This window comes from Erythrobacter longus (assembly GCF_000715015.1).
Taxonomy (GTDB): domain Bacteria; phylum Pseudomonadota; class Alphaproteobacteria; order Sphingomonadales; family Sphingomonadaceae; genus Erythrobacter; species Erythrobacter longus.
In genome coordinates, this window is sequence record NZ_JMIW01000001.1 from 822,091 (window position 1) to 837,517 (window position 15,427).

Annotated in this window: 14 protein-coding genes and 1 tRNA gene; 9 read left to right on the top strand and 6 right to left on the bottom strand. The window is 57.4% G+C overall.

From position 1 onward, the window contains the following. Nucleotides 1-164: 164 nt before the first annotated feature. From yghU to EH31_RS04040, 3 genes are all read left to right on the top strand, one after another. Entirely contained in the window at nt 165-1,031 is an 867-nt protein-coding gene (gene yghU / locus EH31_RS04030) for a glutathione-dependent disulfide-bond oxidoreductase (RefSeq protein ID WP_034958224.1), read from the top strand. 99 nt (nt 1,032-1,130) lie between these two features. Then, nucleotides 1,131-2,525 carry an MFS transporter gene (locus EH31_RS04035; RefSeq protein ID WP_051698920.1) on the top strand — a complete coding sequence of 465 codons (1,395 nt, stop codon included), beginning with the start codon at nt 1,131-1,133 and terminating at the stop codon, nt 2,523-2,525. 58 nt (nt 2,526-2,583) lie between these two features. Then, nucleotides 2,584-2,658, top strand: a tRNA-Gln gene (locus EH31_RS04040). 34 nt (nt 2,659-2,692) lie between these two features. On the opposite strand, the gene EH31_RS04045 is transcribed toward EH31_RS04040, so the two are convergent. From EH31_RS04045 to EH31_RS04070, 6 genes are all read right to left on the bottom strand, one after another. Next, nucleotides 2,693-3,652, bottom strand: a complete 960-nt coding sequence (locus EH31_RS04045) for an NAD(P)/FAD-dependent oxidoreductase (RefSeq protein ID WP_034958225.1) — start codon at nt 3,650-3,652, stop codon at nt 2,693-2,695. Between the two features lie 51 nt (nt 3,653-3,703). Beyond that, complete coding sequence (egtD, locus tag EH31_RS04050) at nt 3,704-4,690, bottom strand: L-histidine N(alpha)-methyltransferase (RefSeq protein ID WP_034958227.1); 987 nt, start codon at nt 4,688-4,690, stop codon at nt 3,704-3,706. Nucleotides 4,691-4,695: 5 nt separating this feature from the next. Then, nucleotides 4,696-5,988, bottom strand: coding sequence for an ergothioneine biosynthesis protein EgtB (gene egtB / locus EH31_RS04055; protein WP_034958229.1), 1,293 nt, complete (start codon nt 5,986-5,988; stop codon nt 4,696-4,698). Between the two features lie 104 nt (nt 5,989-6,092). Then, nucleotides 6,093-6,716: a hypothetical protein gene (locus tag EH31_RS04060; protein ID WP_034958230.1), complete on the bottom strand. Its 624-nt coding sequence runs from the start codon at nt 6,714-6,716 to the stop codon at nt 6,093-6,095. Nucleotides 6,717-6,799: 83 nt separating this feature from the next. Then, nucleotides 6,800-8,176: a class II 3-deoxy-7-phosphoheptulonate synthase gene (locus EH31_RS04065; protein ID WP_034958231.1), complete on the bottom strand. Its 1,377-nt coding sequence runs from the start codon at nt 8,174-8,176 to the stop codon at nt 6,800-6,802. A 149-nt stretch (nt 8,177-8,325) separates the two neighbouring features. Further along, nucleotides 8,326-11,379 (bottom strand): M16 family metallopeptidase, encoded by a 3,054-nt coding sequence (locus tag EH31_RS04070; RefSeq protein ID WP_051698921.1) that lies wholly within the window; start codon nt 11,377-11,379, stop codon nt 8,326-8,328. 110 nt (nt 11,380-11,489) lie between these two features. Here EH31_RS04070 and EH31_RS04075 point away from each other — a divergent pair, with 110 nt between their 5' ends. The 6 genes from EH31_RS04075 (at nt 11,490) to EH31_RS04100 (ending at nt 15,402) form a co-directional block, all read left to right on the top strand. Beyond that, nucleotides 11,490-12,071: a NifU family protein gene (locus EH31_RS04075; RefSeq protein WP_034958232.1), complete on the top strand. Its 582-nt coding sequence runs from the start codon at nt 11,490-11,492 to the stop codon at nt 12,069-12,071. Between the two features lie 60 nt (nt 12,072-12,131). After that, complete coding sequence (gene tsaB / locus EH31_RS04080) at nt 12,132-12,770, top strand: tRNA (adenosine(37)-N6)-threonylcarbamoyltransferase complex dimerization subunit type 1 TsaB (protein ID WP_034958233.1); 639 nt, start codon at nt 12,132-12,134, stop codon at nt 12,768-12,770. Next, nucleotides 12,767-13,249, top strand: coding sequence for a GNAT family N-acetyltransferase (locus EH31_RS04085; RefSeq protein ID WP_422110912.1), 483 nt, complete (start codon nt 12,767-12,769; stop codon nt 13,247-13,249). Before tsaB ends, EH31_RS04085 begins: the two co-directional genes overlap by 4 nt. Nucleotides 13,250-13,404: 155 nt before the next feature. Beyond that, on the top strand, nt 13,405-13,821 hold the full coding sequence (locus EH31_RS04090) for a Ros/MucR family transcriptional regulator (RefSeq protein WP_422110913.1): 417 nt from the start codon (nt 13,405-13,407) through the stop codon (nt 13,819-13,821). 208 nt (nt 13,822-14,029) lie between these two features. Beyond that, the gene (locus EH31_RS04095; RefSeq protein WP_034958236.1) at nt 14,030-14,452 is read left to right on the top strand and encodes a Fur family transcriptional regulator; all 423 of its coding nucleotides are present in this window, start codon (nt 14,030-14,032) and stop codon (nt 14,450-14,452) included. 11 nt (nt 14,453-14,463) lie between these two features. Beyond that, nucleotides 14,464-15,402: a lysophospholipid acyltransferase family protein gene (locus EH31_RS04100; RefSeq protein WP_081853204.1), complete on the top strand. Its 939-nt coding sequence runs from the start codon at nt 14,464-14,466 to the stop codon at nt 15,400-15,402. Nucleotides 15,403-15,427 lie beyond the last annotated feature (25 nt).

A 15,427-nucleotide genomic window follows, 5' to 3' on the forward strand; every position in this document is an offset into this window, starting at 1 on the left:
CGCCTAACCGCCCAAGCTCCAAGCATCTGCACAAGGTGCGCTTTACCCGCTGACAGTGAAAGCTTGTACGGGGCCGCTTGCAACAAGCTCAAGAACACGCCACCTTTTGCATCATAACCGGCAGCAAAGAACGCACCTTGCCCCGAGAAAAAGGATACGAGAATATGGCCGATCCAACCTACACACCGCCTGCCGTCTGGAGCGCCGACACGACAAGCGGTGGTCGCTTTGCCAGCATCAATCGCCCCACCGCTGGCGCGCGCGAGGACAAGGCCTTGCCACGTGGTGACAATCCGTTTCAGCTGTATTCGCTCGCCACGCCCAACGGCGTGAAGGTGACTATCATGCTCGAGGAGCTGATCGAAAAGGGCCATGCGGGCGCAGAATATGACGCTTACACGATCAATATTGGCGAGGGCGTGCAGTTCACCAGCGGTTTTGTCGATGTGAACCCCAACTCCAAAATTCCTGCGATGGTCGATGCAAGCGGCGAGAAAGACGTTCGCGTTTTCGAAAGCGGCGCAATCCTTGTCCATCTGGCAGAAAAATTCGGCGAATTCCTCCCCACCGACCCAGCCGCGCGTGCTGAAACGCTTAGCTGGCTGTTCTGGCAAGTGGGCACCGGCCCCTTCATCGGCGGCGGCTTTGGGCATTTCTATGCGTATGCGCCGGAGAAGTACGAATATCCGATCAACCGCTATGCGATGGAAACCAAGCGTATCTTTGACGTGGCGAACCAACAGCTTGCCAAGACGCAATTTCTGGCCGGTGATGAATACACCATCGCCGACATGGCAAACTTCCCATGGCTTGCCCCCTTCTTTGCAGGCACGATCTACAACGATGCCAAAACCTTCCTATCTATCGACGAATATGAAAATGTCGCGCGCTGGGCGCGCGAGATTGCCAAGCGCCCCGGTGTCCAGCGCGGCCGATTGGTAAACAAGGTTTGGGGCGATGAGGACCAGCAGCTTTTGGAGCGCCATTCGCCAGCAGACTTTGACGGCAAGAACCTCGATTTCACCTTCTGAGGGACGCTGGCTGACCAAAGCACCCTGTGATCAGACGAATGGGCTGGAAGTTTAGCGGCTTCCAGCCCATTGTCGTTTGAGCGATGAGGGACACTTAACTTGGCCAATACGCTGCAACACCAAAAAGACGGGCGCGTAGGCCTTGGCGAAAAGCTGGGATATGGCGTCGGGGATTTGGCTTCCGGCCTCATGCTCAATTTCTTTGGCTTCTATCTCCTTTATTTCTTTGTCGATCTGGGCGGTCTTGCCCCTGCTGCAATCGGCCTCATGTTCCTCATTACAAAGCTGATCGATGCGGTGACCGACCCTATGATGGGCGTGCTCGCAGATCGCACGCGCACACGCTGGGGGCGCTACCGTCCTTATATTCTGTTTGCAGCAATCCCGCTTGGCCTCAGCATGATCCTTATCTTCAGCGCGCCTGAAGACATGGGCGGAACAGCTCTGTTGATCTGGGCCTATGCGACATATTCGTTGTGCATGCTGGCTTTTACAGCGGCAAACGTGCCCTATGGCGGGCTGCTTGGCGTAATCTCGCCTTCATCTGAGGAACGCAGCCGGGTCACAGCCTACCGAATGTTCTTTTCCGCCCTTGGAGGCATTCTTGTGGGGGCGCTTGGCACAACCTTGGTGAGAGAATTGGGCGCAGGGGATGAGCGGCTGGGCCTTCTCCTCACCATATCGTGTATCGCCGCCGTATCGGTCGCCTGCCTTCTCACCACGTTCGCCACCACCAAAGAGCGCATCCCGCCCGTTGAACAAAACGGCTCTGTCGCGGGCGACCTTGGCGTTCTTTTGCGGACCGGACCGTGGATCGCTGTCGCAATCGCGGCAATTCTTGGCGTCACCTCCATCGCTGCGCGCGCAGCAACCGCGCCGTTCTTCTTCAAATATGTTGCGGGCGATGATGGGAGCCCGGTGTTCCTGTTCTTCGATCGCCCGGCCTTGTTTCTGACTTCGCTCGCGCTTGGTCAGGTTTCGGGCGTTATCCTTGGCAGTATCGCGGCGAGGTGGTTTGAAAAATCGCACATGCTGATCGTAGCAGGCCTCGGCATGGCGGCATTCATTATGGTGTTTTATGCCCTGCCCTTGGATGCGGTGTGGCCGCAGACCGCTTTGCAGTATGTCATCGGCATAGGCTTTGGGATGCTGATGGTGCTGTCATATTCGATGTTCACAGACATCGCGGAATATATCGACTGGAAAACCACCCGCCAGATGACCGCTCTTGTGATCGCGGCATCGGTGTTCGGGGTGAAAGCAGGCGTCGGTGTGGGGTCATTCATCCCGGGCGCGGCATTGGACCTTACCGGGTTCGTGGCAGAAGGTCAGCAGAGCGAATTGGCGCTTATGGGCATTCAATTTGCGTTTGCCTTTATCCCGGCAGCGCTCCTGCTTCCCGCCGCATTCGCGCTCGCATTTTATGGGATAAATCGCGAAGTGTTGGCCGAGGCAGAGATTGATCTTTCGAGGCGACGCGCAAGATTGGCGTGATTTTGTCAAAATGAGGCCTTCACATCCGCGAAAGACCCGCTATATCGCGCCTTCCTGCTGGGGTGTAGCCAAGTGGTAAGGCACCGGTTTTTGGTACCGGCATTCGCAGGTTCGATCCCTGCCACCCCAGCCACTTACCATTCAATTTGAAGCGCTTACACCCCTCTTCAAGAGCGGGAGCGAAGCACGCGTGCCGCAAGCGCTTGTCCCGATACAAACGCACCTTCAACGCGCGGGCTGTGCAAGTAATCGCCCGCTATGCCGATTCTAAGATCAGCGTCATATCGCGCAGGTTCCCCCGCAACCGCCACGGGCATGGCGTATAGCCAGCGGTGGGCAACCAAGTGCTCAGGCTCGATCTCGTCGATGCGTGTTTGCGCAAAGAAATCTGCGAGCAGGACTTGCGCCGCTTCCTCTTTTGGAAGGTCGATGATTTCACGTGACCTTGCTGGGCTTGCGTGAAGCACCCAGCACTCTTCGCCGGCGCGCTGTGGCTTTGCCGAATTGCGCGCAGCCCATGAGATCGCTGCCTCAGAATCGCGAAGGCCGTCTTCTGCTATCGGTAGGCGCTCCCCAAACGCCGCCATGACGGCCCAGCACGGTTCTGATTGCACTGATGCGGGAACCCTGGCCAATTCGGGCGATATATCTTGCAGCAATTCCGCCGCTTGTTCAGCCGGGACAGCGACCAGCACAGTCTTCGCGGTAAAGCTCTCGTCCCCTGCATCCACAAACCAAGCGTCAGCGTCACGTTTGACCGCCAGAGCCCGCGTGCCCCAGCGCACATCCGTTTCAAGACCCATGGCGCGAATGGGACCGTTCATTCCGGGAGTGCCAACCCACGCCTCTTCGCCTGCCGCTGGCCAGCGTGAGACGACGCCTTGCCCCTCCCACGCTTTGACAAGCTTTTGAAATCCGAGAGTACGCGCGGTGAAGTATTGCGCACCGTGATCAAACGATACGGTTTCGCCTGCGACCTCAGCGCGCCTTGCCGCCATCCGGCCACCGGGTCCGCGCCCCTTGTCGAGCACGCACACGTCGATCCCCGCCTCGGCCAGAGCACGCGCACAAGAGAGCCCCGCCATTCCGGCGCCGATGATAAGAATTTCGCTTTTGTTTGTTTTCATGTCCGCTCAATGCGCAGATCACGCATTGGTTGCAACCATATCGAGAGGACTTTAGGGGGCGCTGCGATTGGGCCGTGCTTCGGCAAGGATGAGCGAGAACAGCCCCTTGCTGTCAAGCCAGCGCGCCTGCGGCTCCCATCCGCCCGCCAGCAGCATCATGGCGGACGTGCGGCGGTTGAACTTGTGGCTGTTCTCGGTGTGAATACTCTCACCCTTGGCGAGCGAGAATTGCGTGCCAGCCACGGTGAAATCGAGGTCACGCCGTGCCACCAGATGCATCTCGACCCGCGCATAATCATCGTTCCAGCGCGCTTCATGGACAAGTGCGCCAAGATCAACATTGCCCTCCAATTCGCGGTTGATGCGCCGGATGAGGTTGTAATTAAACTGCGCCGTCACCCCGGCCGCATCATCATAGGCGGCTTCCAGAACGTCGGTGTCCTTAATAAGGTCCATTCCGATAAGTAGCTTTGCGCCTTCGCCCAAAGTCTCTCGCATAGAACGCAGCAGATCAACCCCGGTGCGTGCAACCATATTGCCAATGGTGGAACCGGGGAAAAAGCCAAGCTTGGGAAGCTTTGCAACGTCGCTTGGCAATTGGACCTGCCCCATGAAATCGGCTTCGACCGGATGGATGGGAAGATCGGGAAATTTGCCCGCCAGCTCCTTTGCCGATGCGCGCAGGAAATCGCCCGAAATATCCAGCGGGACATAGGCGGCAGGATCAATCGCAGAGAGCAGGAGCGGCGTCTTAACAGACGATCCAGAGCCAAACTCCACCACCGCGCAGCCCGGCGCGATCATGTTAGCAAAGCTGTCTGATTGCCCCTTCAATATCTCGGTTTCCGCGCGTGTAGGATAATATTCGGGAAGCTGGGTAATATCCTCGAACAATTGCGAGCCCGCATCATCATAAAGCCAGCGCGCTGGGATTGCCTTTTGCTCTTGCGCAAGACCGCGCAGCACGTCCTCTCTAAAGGCCGTGACAACGCCGCCCTCATCGCGTTGGACCAATTTCAGACCTTCAAGAGTGCTCATGGAAGTTAAAGGTCCTTTGCAAGCCTCAGCCCGGTGAATTGCCAGCGCTGATGCGGATAGAAGAAGTTGCGATAAGACGCACGCGAGTGGCCGCGCACCGTGGCGCAGCTTGCGCCTTTGAGGACGCACTGGCCGCTCATAAACTTGCCGTTGTATTCGCCCACCGCGCCCTTCGCAGGGCGAAATCCGGGATAGGGCAAATATGCAGAGCGAGTGAATTGCCAGCAATCGCCAAACAGATGTGAACCACCAGAGGGCAAAGGCGGTGACGCTTTACCAAGCTGATTTCCAGCTTCCGCATTATGTGCCTGAGGCAAGCCCTCGCCATCCTGACCTCGCGCAATGGCTTCCCATTCGAATTCAGTGGGAAGCCGTGCGCCTGCCCAGGCGGCAAAGGCGTCAGCCTCGAAATAGGAGATGTGTGTTACCGGCGCGTTTGGATCGCGGGTTTGCCAACCGGTGTGGGTGAAATGTTCATCCTCCCGCCAATAGAGCGGCGCTGAAATCGCATTTTCGCGCACCCATGCAAGCCCATCGGACAGCCACAGCGAGGCGGTTCCATACCCGCCATCAGCGATGAATTCCTGCCACTCACCAACCGTCACAAGCCTATCGGCAAGCGCGAAGGGTTCGAGCAAAACACGGTGACGCGGACCTTCATTGTCGAAGGCGAACCCGTTTTCATCATCGCCGATCAAAGCAATGCCGCCGGGGTGTTCGTGCCAACCCGCCTCGCCTGTTTGCGGCGCAGATGCCGGTGCAAGATCGGCATCCCACATGGCCGGGCCAAGCGGGTTTTGAAACAGGGCGTGCTTGATGTCGGTTAACAGCAATTCGATATGCTGCTGCTCATGCGCAATGCCGAGCGCGATCAGATCACTCAGTGCGCGGTTGTCGAGAAGCGCCTCCATCGCGCGGGTAACATGGGCACGCCATTCCAGCACTTCACCCAAGGTCGGCCGTGACAACATCCCTCGCGAAAACCGAGAGATGCGCGCGCCTTCTGCCTCGTAATAGGAGTTGAAGAGGAAGGGCCATTCTTCATTGTAAAGCCGGTATCCGCCCGCACCGCCCGCATATTCGCGCCCATATTCGCGCAGCAGAAACGTCTCCCAAAACCATGTCGTGTGCGCCAGATGCCATTTTGCAGGGCTGGCATCCTCCATCGACTGGACCGTCGCATCCGCATCTGAAAGCGGTTCGACCAGGCTTTCCATCAGCGCGCGCGTGTGAGCAAAACGCTCAGCGAGCGAAAGCTCAGCTTGGTTCGCGGCCAGCGAGGAGACGGGATTGGGCAAGCTTCGATCCTGTGTCGGGTGTCTGAGCCCCAACCATAAGCGAGCTTTACTGCAAAGTCATTGTTCGATTACGCAACGAACTGTCTCATATCTATGACAATCATTCACGCCTGGGCCAAAACCGGGGCCTCGCTGATGATGGCAACAACGCGCTGCACCTCGCCGCTGTGCCCGCGAAAATTGCACGCTCTAAGGACCATGGCGCGCGCCTGGGTGTCCTCGGTTTTCAGAGCAAACGTCGCTTCATATGGCTGCGTTTCGTCGAAATGATCGCGCGCAAGCTTTGCCAGGTTGAGCCCCGCATCTGCCAACATCGCCTCGATCTGTTCGTCTGCTACAGGTCTTTGCGCAATCCCCGACAGAACCGCGCGCAGGTTCTCCGAGTATTGCTGCGTGCCGGTTGCAAAATCAAAGTGCCACATACCCTGTTTGGCGCTGGCCTGTCCTGCCCTTACCGCATCAAGGAAGCTATGCATCGCATCGAACTGCGCCCGCGCCATACGGCTCGCCTTGCCAGCTTGGCGGCGCCTTGATGCAACCTTTGCTACGGTCGCAAATGCGATAAGCGCCATCGCAAGACAGCCCCACAGGAGCGTATCATTGCCAAGAAATGCCCGCAGCATATCGGCGCTTGTCTCGGCGACCTCAGGCTCCAGGGCCACAGCATCATCGCTGCCCTTGGAAAGAGCCGCAACAGGGAAAAAAGAGGTGATGGCCGAAGCAGGCATAACCCTTGGGCCATAGCCAAATCAGCCGCAATAAGCCGCCCCGGTAAGACTACCTAGGGTCCAGACCCTGGCTTTGCACTCAATTACGCCGCGTCGGCTGCGCGTTGGTCCTTGACCTCCGCGTTCAACATCTCTGCCAAGGCAAAGGCCAGCTCCAAGGATTGTTCAGCGTTAAGGCGCGGGTCGCAATGCGTGTGATAGCGGTCGCCCAAACGTTCGTCCGTAATCGCAACCGCGCCGCCAACGCATTCGGTCACGTCCTGGCCGGTCATCTCGATATGGATGCCGCCCGGATGTGTGCCTTCGGCGCGGTGGACATCGAAAAAGCCCTTTACCTCTGACAAGATGCGATCAAAGGGCCGCGTTTTATAACCGCTTTCCGATTTGATCACATTGCCGTGCATCGGATCGCATGACCACACAACCGGGTGCCCTTCCGCCTTCACAGCGCGCACCAATTTGGGCAGGCCATCGATGACCTTGTCATGGCCATAGCGCGCGATCAAAGTGATGCGACCGGCTTGGCGTGATGGGTTAAGCTCATCCAGCAATTTCAGGAGCACATCAGGCTCAAGCGAGGGTCCGCATTTCATGCCCAGCGGGTTTTGAATGCCGCGCGCAAATTCGATGTGAGCGCTGCCCGGAAAGCGGGTGCGATCACCGATCCACAGCATATGTGCAGATGTCGCATACCATTCGCCTGTCAGCGAATCCTGCCGGGTCATCGCCTCCTCATAAGGGAGCAGCAGCCCCTCATGGCTGGTGTAGAAACTGGTTCCCTGCAATTGCGGCACTGTGTTGGGGTCAACTCCGCACGCTTCCATAAAATCGAGCGCTTCACCGATGCGATCGGCGGTCTCGGCAAATCTTTCCGTCCACGGCGTGCGGCCCATGAAATCAAGCGTCCATTGGTGCACCTGGCGAAGGTTTGCATACCCGCCGCCTGCAAATGCGCGCAGCAGGTTTAACGTCGAGGCGGCCTGCGAATAGGCGCGGACCATCCGGCCCGGATCATTGCGGCGCTCAGCCGGGTCAAAGTCGATCCCGTTGATGTTGTCACCGAAATAACTTGGCAGGGTCAGATCGCCGATTGTCTCGGTCGCAGACGAGCGCGGCTTGGCAAACTGGCCCGCCATGCGGCCCACCTTGACCACAGGGCGCTTGCTGCCAAAGGTCATCACCACCGCCATTTGCAACAACACGCGGAAAGTGTCGCGAATGTTGTTGGGGTGAAACTCCTTAAAGCTTTCGGCGCAATCGCCGCCTTGCAAAAGGAAGGCGCGGCCATCGGCAACCTTGGCCAGATCTGATTTCAAAGCGCGTGCTTCGCCCGCAAAGACAAGCGGGGGATAGGCCGCAAGTGTTGCCTCTGCATCGGCCAATTCGGCCGGGTCCTCGTAATGAGGCAAGTGCTTTGCTTCGAATTCTTTCCAGCTTTCTGGTTGCCAGTTTTGGGACACTTTTAAACTCGTTTCTTCTGAGACTATTTGGTCGTTATTTAATCAAGTGCGGGCGCGCGCCTTAGCGCGTGCGTACTATATGTAAAGGCATCTGGACGCCCGCAACACCTTTATTTCAAGGACTGTCTGATCGACGCTGTCGATTGTGGCTAGCGCCCTTGGATCGGGACCACCGCTGGCCTTGGCGCTGGCCTTGCTGCTGGCACAGGGCGTACAGCGGGTGCGGCTGCAACAGGAAGGCTTTGTCCTTCAGGCACTTCTGCCAATTCCTGCCCCTCTGGGATCACCGCCAGTTTAAGCGGATTGGACCTTGCAAAGTAACGATCCGCTAAAAACTTCATCACGTCGGGCGTGGTTTGCGAATAATCGACCAGCAACGACCGTAAAAGCTCAATGCGTTGAGGATCATTGCTCGCCCCTTCGAGATTATAGAGCCAGAATTGATTGCCGGTCGATGCGCGGCGCACACGCTGGCTAAGCGGTTCGGTGACACGCGCGATCTCATCAAGTGTAGGCGGTGTTGTCGCAAGGTCGCTTGCGATTTTTTCGGCCTCGGCAAAGAAGACTGGCACAAATTCCGGCTTTAGCTGAGCCAGAGCGACAATCTTGCCGCCCGCGTCAATCTCGGTTGGCCAGTCGGAGAAGGCCTGGGGTGCATAGCTTGCCCCGACCCGTTCACGCATGGATTCGAGCAGGCGGTTGCTGAAAATCTGGATGAGAATCTCAAGCTGGCGCGATTCGCGAATGCGGGTCATGCCTGCACCGCTTGGCCAGATGATTGCAGCCGCACCCTGATCGGCATCGCCGCGGTGATTGAGCACCATGGGCGCGGGATCAACGTCAGCGAAAGAGGGAACGCGGGCCGCCACTTCTGGTGAAATCGGCGCGCGCTCTGGCAAAGCGCCAAAGGTTGTGCGCAATTTTTCGACGATGGCGGCTTGGTCGAATTCGCCAAACACCAGCACCTCGATCGGCCCTTGCGAGAGCAGCGGCTCCCACACCTCGCGGAAACCTTCCGGTGTCACGGTTTTCAACATCGCAGGCGTCGGCGTTGCAAAGCGCGGATCGCCGCCTGTGGCCAGAAACTCCAGATCGCGGTTCAAGACAGGACCAGGCCCCGTTGAATAGGTGTTATAGGCAAGCTCTGACGCAGCCTTTGCCCGGATAACGGGGTCAGCATCCCAACGCGGCATACCCAGCTTTGCCGCAAACAGATAAAGCTGATCTTCGACATCGCTCGACCGGGTTTGCGCGGTGAAAGTGAAAACCGCATCATCCACGCCAAAATCGAACCCAAGCTTTCGCCCGGTGGCAATTCGGTCAAGTTCATTTTGGCCAAGCTCGCCAATACCAGAGCCAACCAGAGCCGATTGTCCAAGCGCTGCGTAAACGGCGCTGTCTGCGTCAAAAGCGCGGTAGCCTGCGCCAAAGCGCACTTTTACTGTCACGCGCCCCGGCTCTGCATCATTGGCCCAAAGGATCGCGTTTACACCATTGGCGAATTTGACCTTTTGTATTTCAAGCAGTCCCAAGGGGCCTTCTTCGACGATCGTACCGGGTTTGCCGATGGGAGGAAGTTCATCAAAGGAAATGCTTTCCGCAGCCAGCCGCGCTGTCGCATCAACTGTCACTTCGCTTGCCAGCGCCAATTGCAGTTTCGCCTGATCCGCTTCGCCAATCGACGGCGTCACATAGACAGAGCGGACAACATCGCCCTCGAACAAGGCTTTGGTGCGGGCGTGAACCTCTTCCGGGGTTCGCCGCGCTTCCATCCCGCGAAACACGTCAAGCACGACCTGCGGGCTTGCCACGGTCTCGCGAATATCGACGGCGTTGACGATATTATCTGCAAGGTTGCGCCCTGCTTGCACGCTTTCCTGCTCAACCGAATTGACAAAAGCGACTTCGAATTCAGCCGCCTCGCGGTCGATCTCTTCCTGGGTTGGCCGGGTGGCAATCGCATCGGCGATCACGCCGCGCACATCGGCCAATGCCGCTTCCCAGTCATCGCTTAAGGGGGCGAAGGTCACAAAGGTCGCATCGGTTGAACGCGACACATCATCCTGACTAACTTGCGCGTAAAGATACGACCCACCACCGCGCGCGCGCGCTTCCAACCGGCGGTTGATGATCGATTGGGCCAACGCATCCAGCAGCAGGCCTTCATTGTATACAATCGTGTCCTGCACTTTGCGCCATGGACGCATGATCGCATAAGTGAGGTTGCGCGGAAGATCGGGCTCTACCGCCACGCCAAGTTCACCAATGGGCAGATCGGTGCCGCTGATTTTCGCTGCGCCTTCTGGCGCAACCGGATCGCCAAAATCGGGGTCAACACCCGGCTCGCCCGTTCCATCCCAATCGCCGAACCATTGTTCGACCAGCCCGGCAAGCACCATGGGATCCGCATCGCCAGAGACGACAATCACCGTCTTTTCAGGGCGATACCAACGGTCATAAAAGGCCCGAACCTTCGAGCCGTTCGCCGCGATCAGCGTTTCATCAGTGCCAATCGGATTGCGAACAGACAGGCGCTGCCCTGCAAAAAAGGTCCGTCTGGTCAGATCGCTAACCCGCAAAGCCGCCCCGCCGCGCTCGCGCTTTTCCGCAAGCACAATCGGCAATTCAGCCGCAACATTCTCATCACTCAAAACCGGTTCACGAACCATGCCGGAAAGCAGTTTGAAACTCTCGGTCAGTTTTTCCGGTCCAATATCGGGAATATCAAGCTTGTACGCGGTGTGTGTCGGACTTGTCTCAGCGTTTGCGTCTGCGCCAAAGGTCGCGCCCAGTCGCTGCCATGCGGCAATCGCCTCGGCCTTGCCCAGATATTTGCTCTCCCGGAAAAGGAGGTGTTCGAGAAGGTGGGCATAGCCTTGCTCATCATCGGTTTCGTGCAGGGACCCTGCATCAACCCGCACCCGGATCGACACCTGATTGGGCGGCACACCATTGCGGCGCACCGCATAGCGCAGGCCATTGTCCATCTCGCCAAAGACCCATTCCCGGTCGACCGGGACATTGCTGTCTTCATAAAGCCAAGGGGTCTCCCCCTCACCCTGAACCGCTTTGGGTTCGGGCACATCATAAACCGGCCCAAGCGGTGAGATCAGGTCCTGCGCCTGTGCATGAACAGGAAGACACACAGCAAAGGTGGTGACGGCAATGGAAAGGGCAGCACTAGCCCGGATCAGAACATTCATGGGAATGAGTATAGGGAGCCAAGGCATGAAGGACCAGTGAATGATATGTGTAATTTCCCGCGTCCACACACCATCTTGCCGCACGCGCCCATTGCGCCTATTTAGAGCGCATGTTCATAGAAACCGAAACCACCCCGAACCCCTCGAGCCTCAAATTCCTGCCGGGCCGCACTGTCATGCCCGCAGGGACGCGCGAATTTGCCTCGCCCGAGGCAGCAGAAGCCAGCCCGCTTGCAGAGGCTATTTTCAACACTGGCGAAGTGGTGAATGTCTTTTTCGGCTATGACTTTGTGACCGTGACGGCCGCGCCCGGCTCTGAATGGAGCGCGCTGAAACCGGAAGTGGTGACGATCCTGCTCGACCATTTCGTTTCGGAAGCGCCGCTGTTTGTGGGTGGAAGCGCCGATGGCATTTACGTCCCCGGCGAAGAATTGGGCCTGATGGTCGAAGACCGCGAAGAAGATGCCGAGATTATCTCTTCAATCCACGAACTGCTCGAAACCCGCGTCCGTCCCGCTGTTGCAAGCGACGGCGGCGATATTGCCTATCGCGGGTTTTCCGAAGGCGTCGTCTACCTCACCTTGCAAGGGGCCTGCGCTGGCTGTCCGTCCAGCACTATGACGCTCAAGCAAGGCATCGAGAGCCTGCTGAAGCACTACGTCCCCGAAGTAACCGAAGTGCGCGCTGCGTAAATTGCGTCCCAAACCTCTGGACGACTTGCGAATAATGCTTGCCTGAGGCAGGGCGCTGTCATGCAATTTGCGGGGCGCACACTTGTCATTGAAACGGCCAGCGAGGCCTGCTCTGTCGCTTTGTTCGACGAAGGGCAGTGCATTGCCAGTGACCACCGCGAACTTGGCAGAGGCCATGCCGAACGCCTTATCCCGATGATCGAGGCGCTTCCGGGCAATGGGCGCGCAGACCGCATTCTGACATCGCTTGGCCCCGGCAGCTTTACCGGCGTTCGCATCGGCATCGCGGCGGCCCGCGCGCTGGGCGTTGCATGGGGCGCGCCGGTGCTGGGTTACCCTACACTTTCGCTTGTGGCTGTTCGCAGCTGGCAACCTACGCCGCGCCAAGTCACCGTGTGTATGAATGGCGGGCACGGCGAATGGTTCGTTCAGGATTTTACCAATGACCGCGCCGAGGGGCCGGTCCGATCGCTCAAACCTGAGGAAGCTCTAGCCCGCGGCGCGCAAGACGTCATTGTGGGCAACCGCGCAAAAGAGTTCGCCAGCCTGTTCGAGGATGAACGAATGGCATTGGAGCTTTTGCCCGATGCAAGCGCTGCGCATCTCCTCGATGAAACTCGCCTTTTGCACGATCTTTCCCCGATTTATGGCCGCGAACCCGATGCAACCCCGCAAGGCTCCAAGGGATCAAAGGCGTGACGACGTCCAGGCATCATATTGCGCGCATTATGGCGGTGATGGAAAAGGCCTTTGACCCGGCTTTTGGCGAAGCATGGAATGTTCGCCAGATTACCGACGCATTGTCGATGCCCAGCACGAGAGGCCTTGTCATTGATGCCAATGGCACAATCATTGATGGCGACTCGCCAGAAGACGCCGCCCTGCCTCCTGCCGGATTCGTTCTGACACGCCAAGCAGCCGATGAAGAAGAACTGCTCTTGATTGCAGTGACGCCAGATTTTCGTCGTCGCGGGCTTGGGGAGAGTCTTATCCAGAAACTTTTTGAAAGCGCACGATCCAGAGGCACAACCCGCATTTTTCTAGAAATGAGGCGAGGCAATCCCGCTATCCATCTCTATGAGAAAGTTGGATTTAAACCAATCGGAGCGCGCCCCAATTACTATCGTCTCACCAATGGCGAACGGGTTGATGCGATTACTTTTGGCTGCAGCATCTAAACAATAATTGTATCCAATTATTGGACAGAACCAAGGTTTTTTGCCACGGGTGCTGGAGGCATACTTGCAATTAACACTCTTGTAAGTCATGGCCCAAAAATCGGAAAAATCCGAACTAAACAATCGAGGAACTCATGCAAAACTTAGAGATAGAGATGAAAGAGACGCTGATAACGCTAACCAGCGACATCGTCGCAGCCCATCTCAGCAATAACAGTGTCGATGTCGACACCGTGCCTGGGCTGATTACCAAAGTTTATGGAGCGCTTGCGGCCCTGGGCGAAGAGCCTGAGGCGGTTGAAGTACGCCCTGAACCTGCCGTGTCGATCCGTGCATCGGTGAAGCCCGACTACATTGTCTGCTTGGAAGACGGCAAAAAGCTCAAAATGCTCAAGCGTTACTTGCGCACCAATTACGATATGACCCCAGAGGAATATCGTCAGCGTTGGGACCTGCCATCTGATTACCCAATGGTAGCTCCAAACTATGCGGAAAAGCGCCGCGATCTTGCCAAGAAGATCGGTCTGGGACGTAAGCCCGGCGCATCACGAGGCCGCCGCAAAGCCGCCTAATCACAACTGGAACGCAAATGGGGCGTTGCCTGCCATCGAGTGCCGGCAACGCCCTTTTTTTGAAACTGGCCAGCCCCTTGGAGCCCCGGGCACATCTATCGACAGGCACCATGCGCGACCAAACTTGAGCATTTGCGCAACCCTCGGTAAGGAACAGTGTGATTTCGGCTGGAGTGATCCGGCAGCTCGTTACCAAGGATGAAATGGCGTGAGCCAGAAAATCGATCTTGAACAATTGTGCGCCGAAAAAGGCCTGCGCATTACCGATCAACGCCGTGTCATCGCAAAAGTCCTTTCGGAAAGCGAAGACCACCCGGACGTTGAATTGCTTCACGAACGCGCATCGGCAATCGACAACCGCATTTCAATCGCGACCGTTTACCGCACCGTGCGCTTGTTTGAAGAAGCGGGCATCCTTGACCGCCACGATTTTGGAGACGGTCGTTCGCGCTATGAACCTGTGCCAGAGGCTCACCACGATCACCTGATCGATGTTGAAACCGGCAATGTGGTCGAATTTGTCGACCCCGAGATCGAAGCGTTGCAAAAACAGATCGCTGAAAAGCTTGGCTATCGCTTGGTTGATCACCGCATGGAACTTTACGGCGTGCGCCTCTCGCGCGGCGACTAAAGCACTGTCTCATGAACGAGGAACCAACCGTTAGCCCGTGTCCAGGTGCGCTTACCCAAACGCATGGGAGCGAAGTTGCTTGGAGCCTTCGGGTGGCAGCTGCTCGCGGAGAAACCACGCCCATTTCGCTAAGGGGCTGGCTGAGGATCATCACCCGCTCGCTTCTTATGGCGACGTTGATTATCGTGTTTGTTCCGCTGCACTATCTATACAGGGTCTTTGCCTACGGTTCTCCCTTCCCCATGTGGTTCCTGCGCTTCACGGCGCGAATTGCGGGCGCCAAGGTCCATATTCACGGCACTCACCTCAAACGCGATGTCTTCTACATGGCAAACCATGTGTCGTGGCTCGACATCTTGAGCCTGGCGGGAGCTTGCGGGACAGCTTTTGTTGCGAAGGCCGAGCTTGAACAGGCCCCGCTTGTTGGTTGGCTTGCAAAGATGAACCGCACCGTATTCGTAAAGCGTGAGGCGCGCATGAGCGTTGCCGATCAAATCAACGCTCTCAAAGAAGCACTTGCGGACAATTGGTCGGTAACGGTGTTTCCGGAAGGGACCACAACCGACGGGCAATCCTTATTGCCGTTCAAGACCAGCATGCTTTCTGTGCTTGAGCCGCCACCTCCCGGCGTTATGGTTCAGCCGGTTCTGATTGACTATGGCACGGTTGCAGAATGGATTGGTTGGATCGGCGAGGAGGATGGCCTTAACAACGCCAAGCGGGTCCTTTCGCGCAAAGGCACATTCCCACTCCACATCCATTTCCTCGAACCCTTTAGCCCGGCCGAATATCAGGGCCGCAAAGCGATCAGTGTTGAGGGCCGCCGGCGTATTGAAGAGGCGCTGTGCGAAGCGCTGGGAAAGCCGCTGCGTAGCTTTGCACATGACGTGCCCCCCATTCGCTACTCAGCGAGCGGGGGCAAAACCGTGCATGAGATAGAAGGGCCGTAGCGGCCTCTTGCCTACAAGCTCCTTT

What these genes read in the sequence shown, in the direction of transcription:
- EH31_RS04090 (WP_422110913.1), top strand. Translation starts at nt 13,405, where the DNA reads ATGAAAGAGACGCTGATAACGCTAACCAGCGACATCGTCGCAGCCCAT.
- EH31_RS04070 (WP_051698921.1), bottom strand. Translation starts at nt 11,379, where the DNA reads ATGAATGTTCTGATCCGGGCTAGTGCTGCCCTTTCCATTGCCGTCACC.
- EH31_RS04045 (WP_034958225.1), bottom strand. Translation starts at nt 3,652, where the DNA reads ATGAAAACAAACAAAAGCGAAATTCTTATCATCGGCGCCGGAATGGCG.
- EH31_RS04060 (WP_034958230.1), bottom strand. Translation starts at nt 6,716, where the DNA reads ATGCCTGCTTCGGCCATCACCTCTTTTTTCCCTGTTGCGGCTCTTTCC.
- egtD (WP_034958227.1), bottom strand. Translation starts at nt 4,690, where the DNA reads ATGAGCACTCTTGAAGGTCTGAAATTGGTCCAACGCGATGAGGGCGGC.
- EH31_RS04075 (WP_034958232.1), top strand. Translation starts at nt 11,490, where the DNA reads ATGTTCATAGAAACCGAAACCACCCCGAACCCCTCGAGCCTCAAATTC.
- EH31_RS04100 (WP_081853204.1), top strand. Translation starts at nt 14,464, where the DNA reads ATGAACGAGGAACCAACCGTTAGCCCGTGTCCAGGTGCGCTTACCCAA.
- yghU (WP_034958224.1), top strand. Translation starts at nt 165, where the DNA reads ATGGCCGATCCAACCTACACACCGCCTGCCGTCTGGAGCGCCGACACG.
- tsaB (WP_034958233.1), top strand. Translation starts at nt 12,132, where the DNA reads ATGCAATTTGCGGGGCGCACACTTGTCATTGAAACGGCCAGCGAGGCC.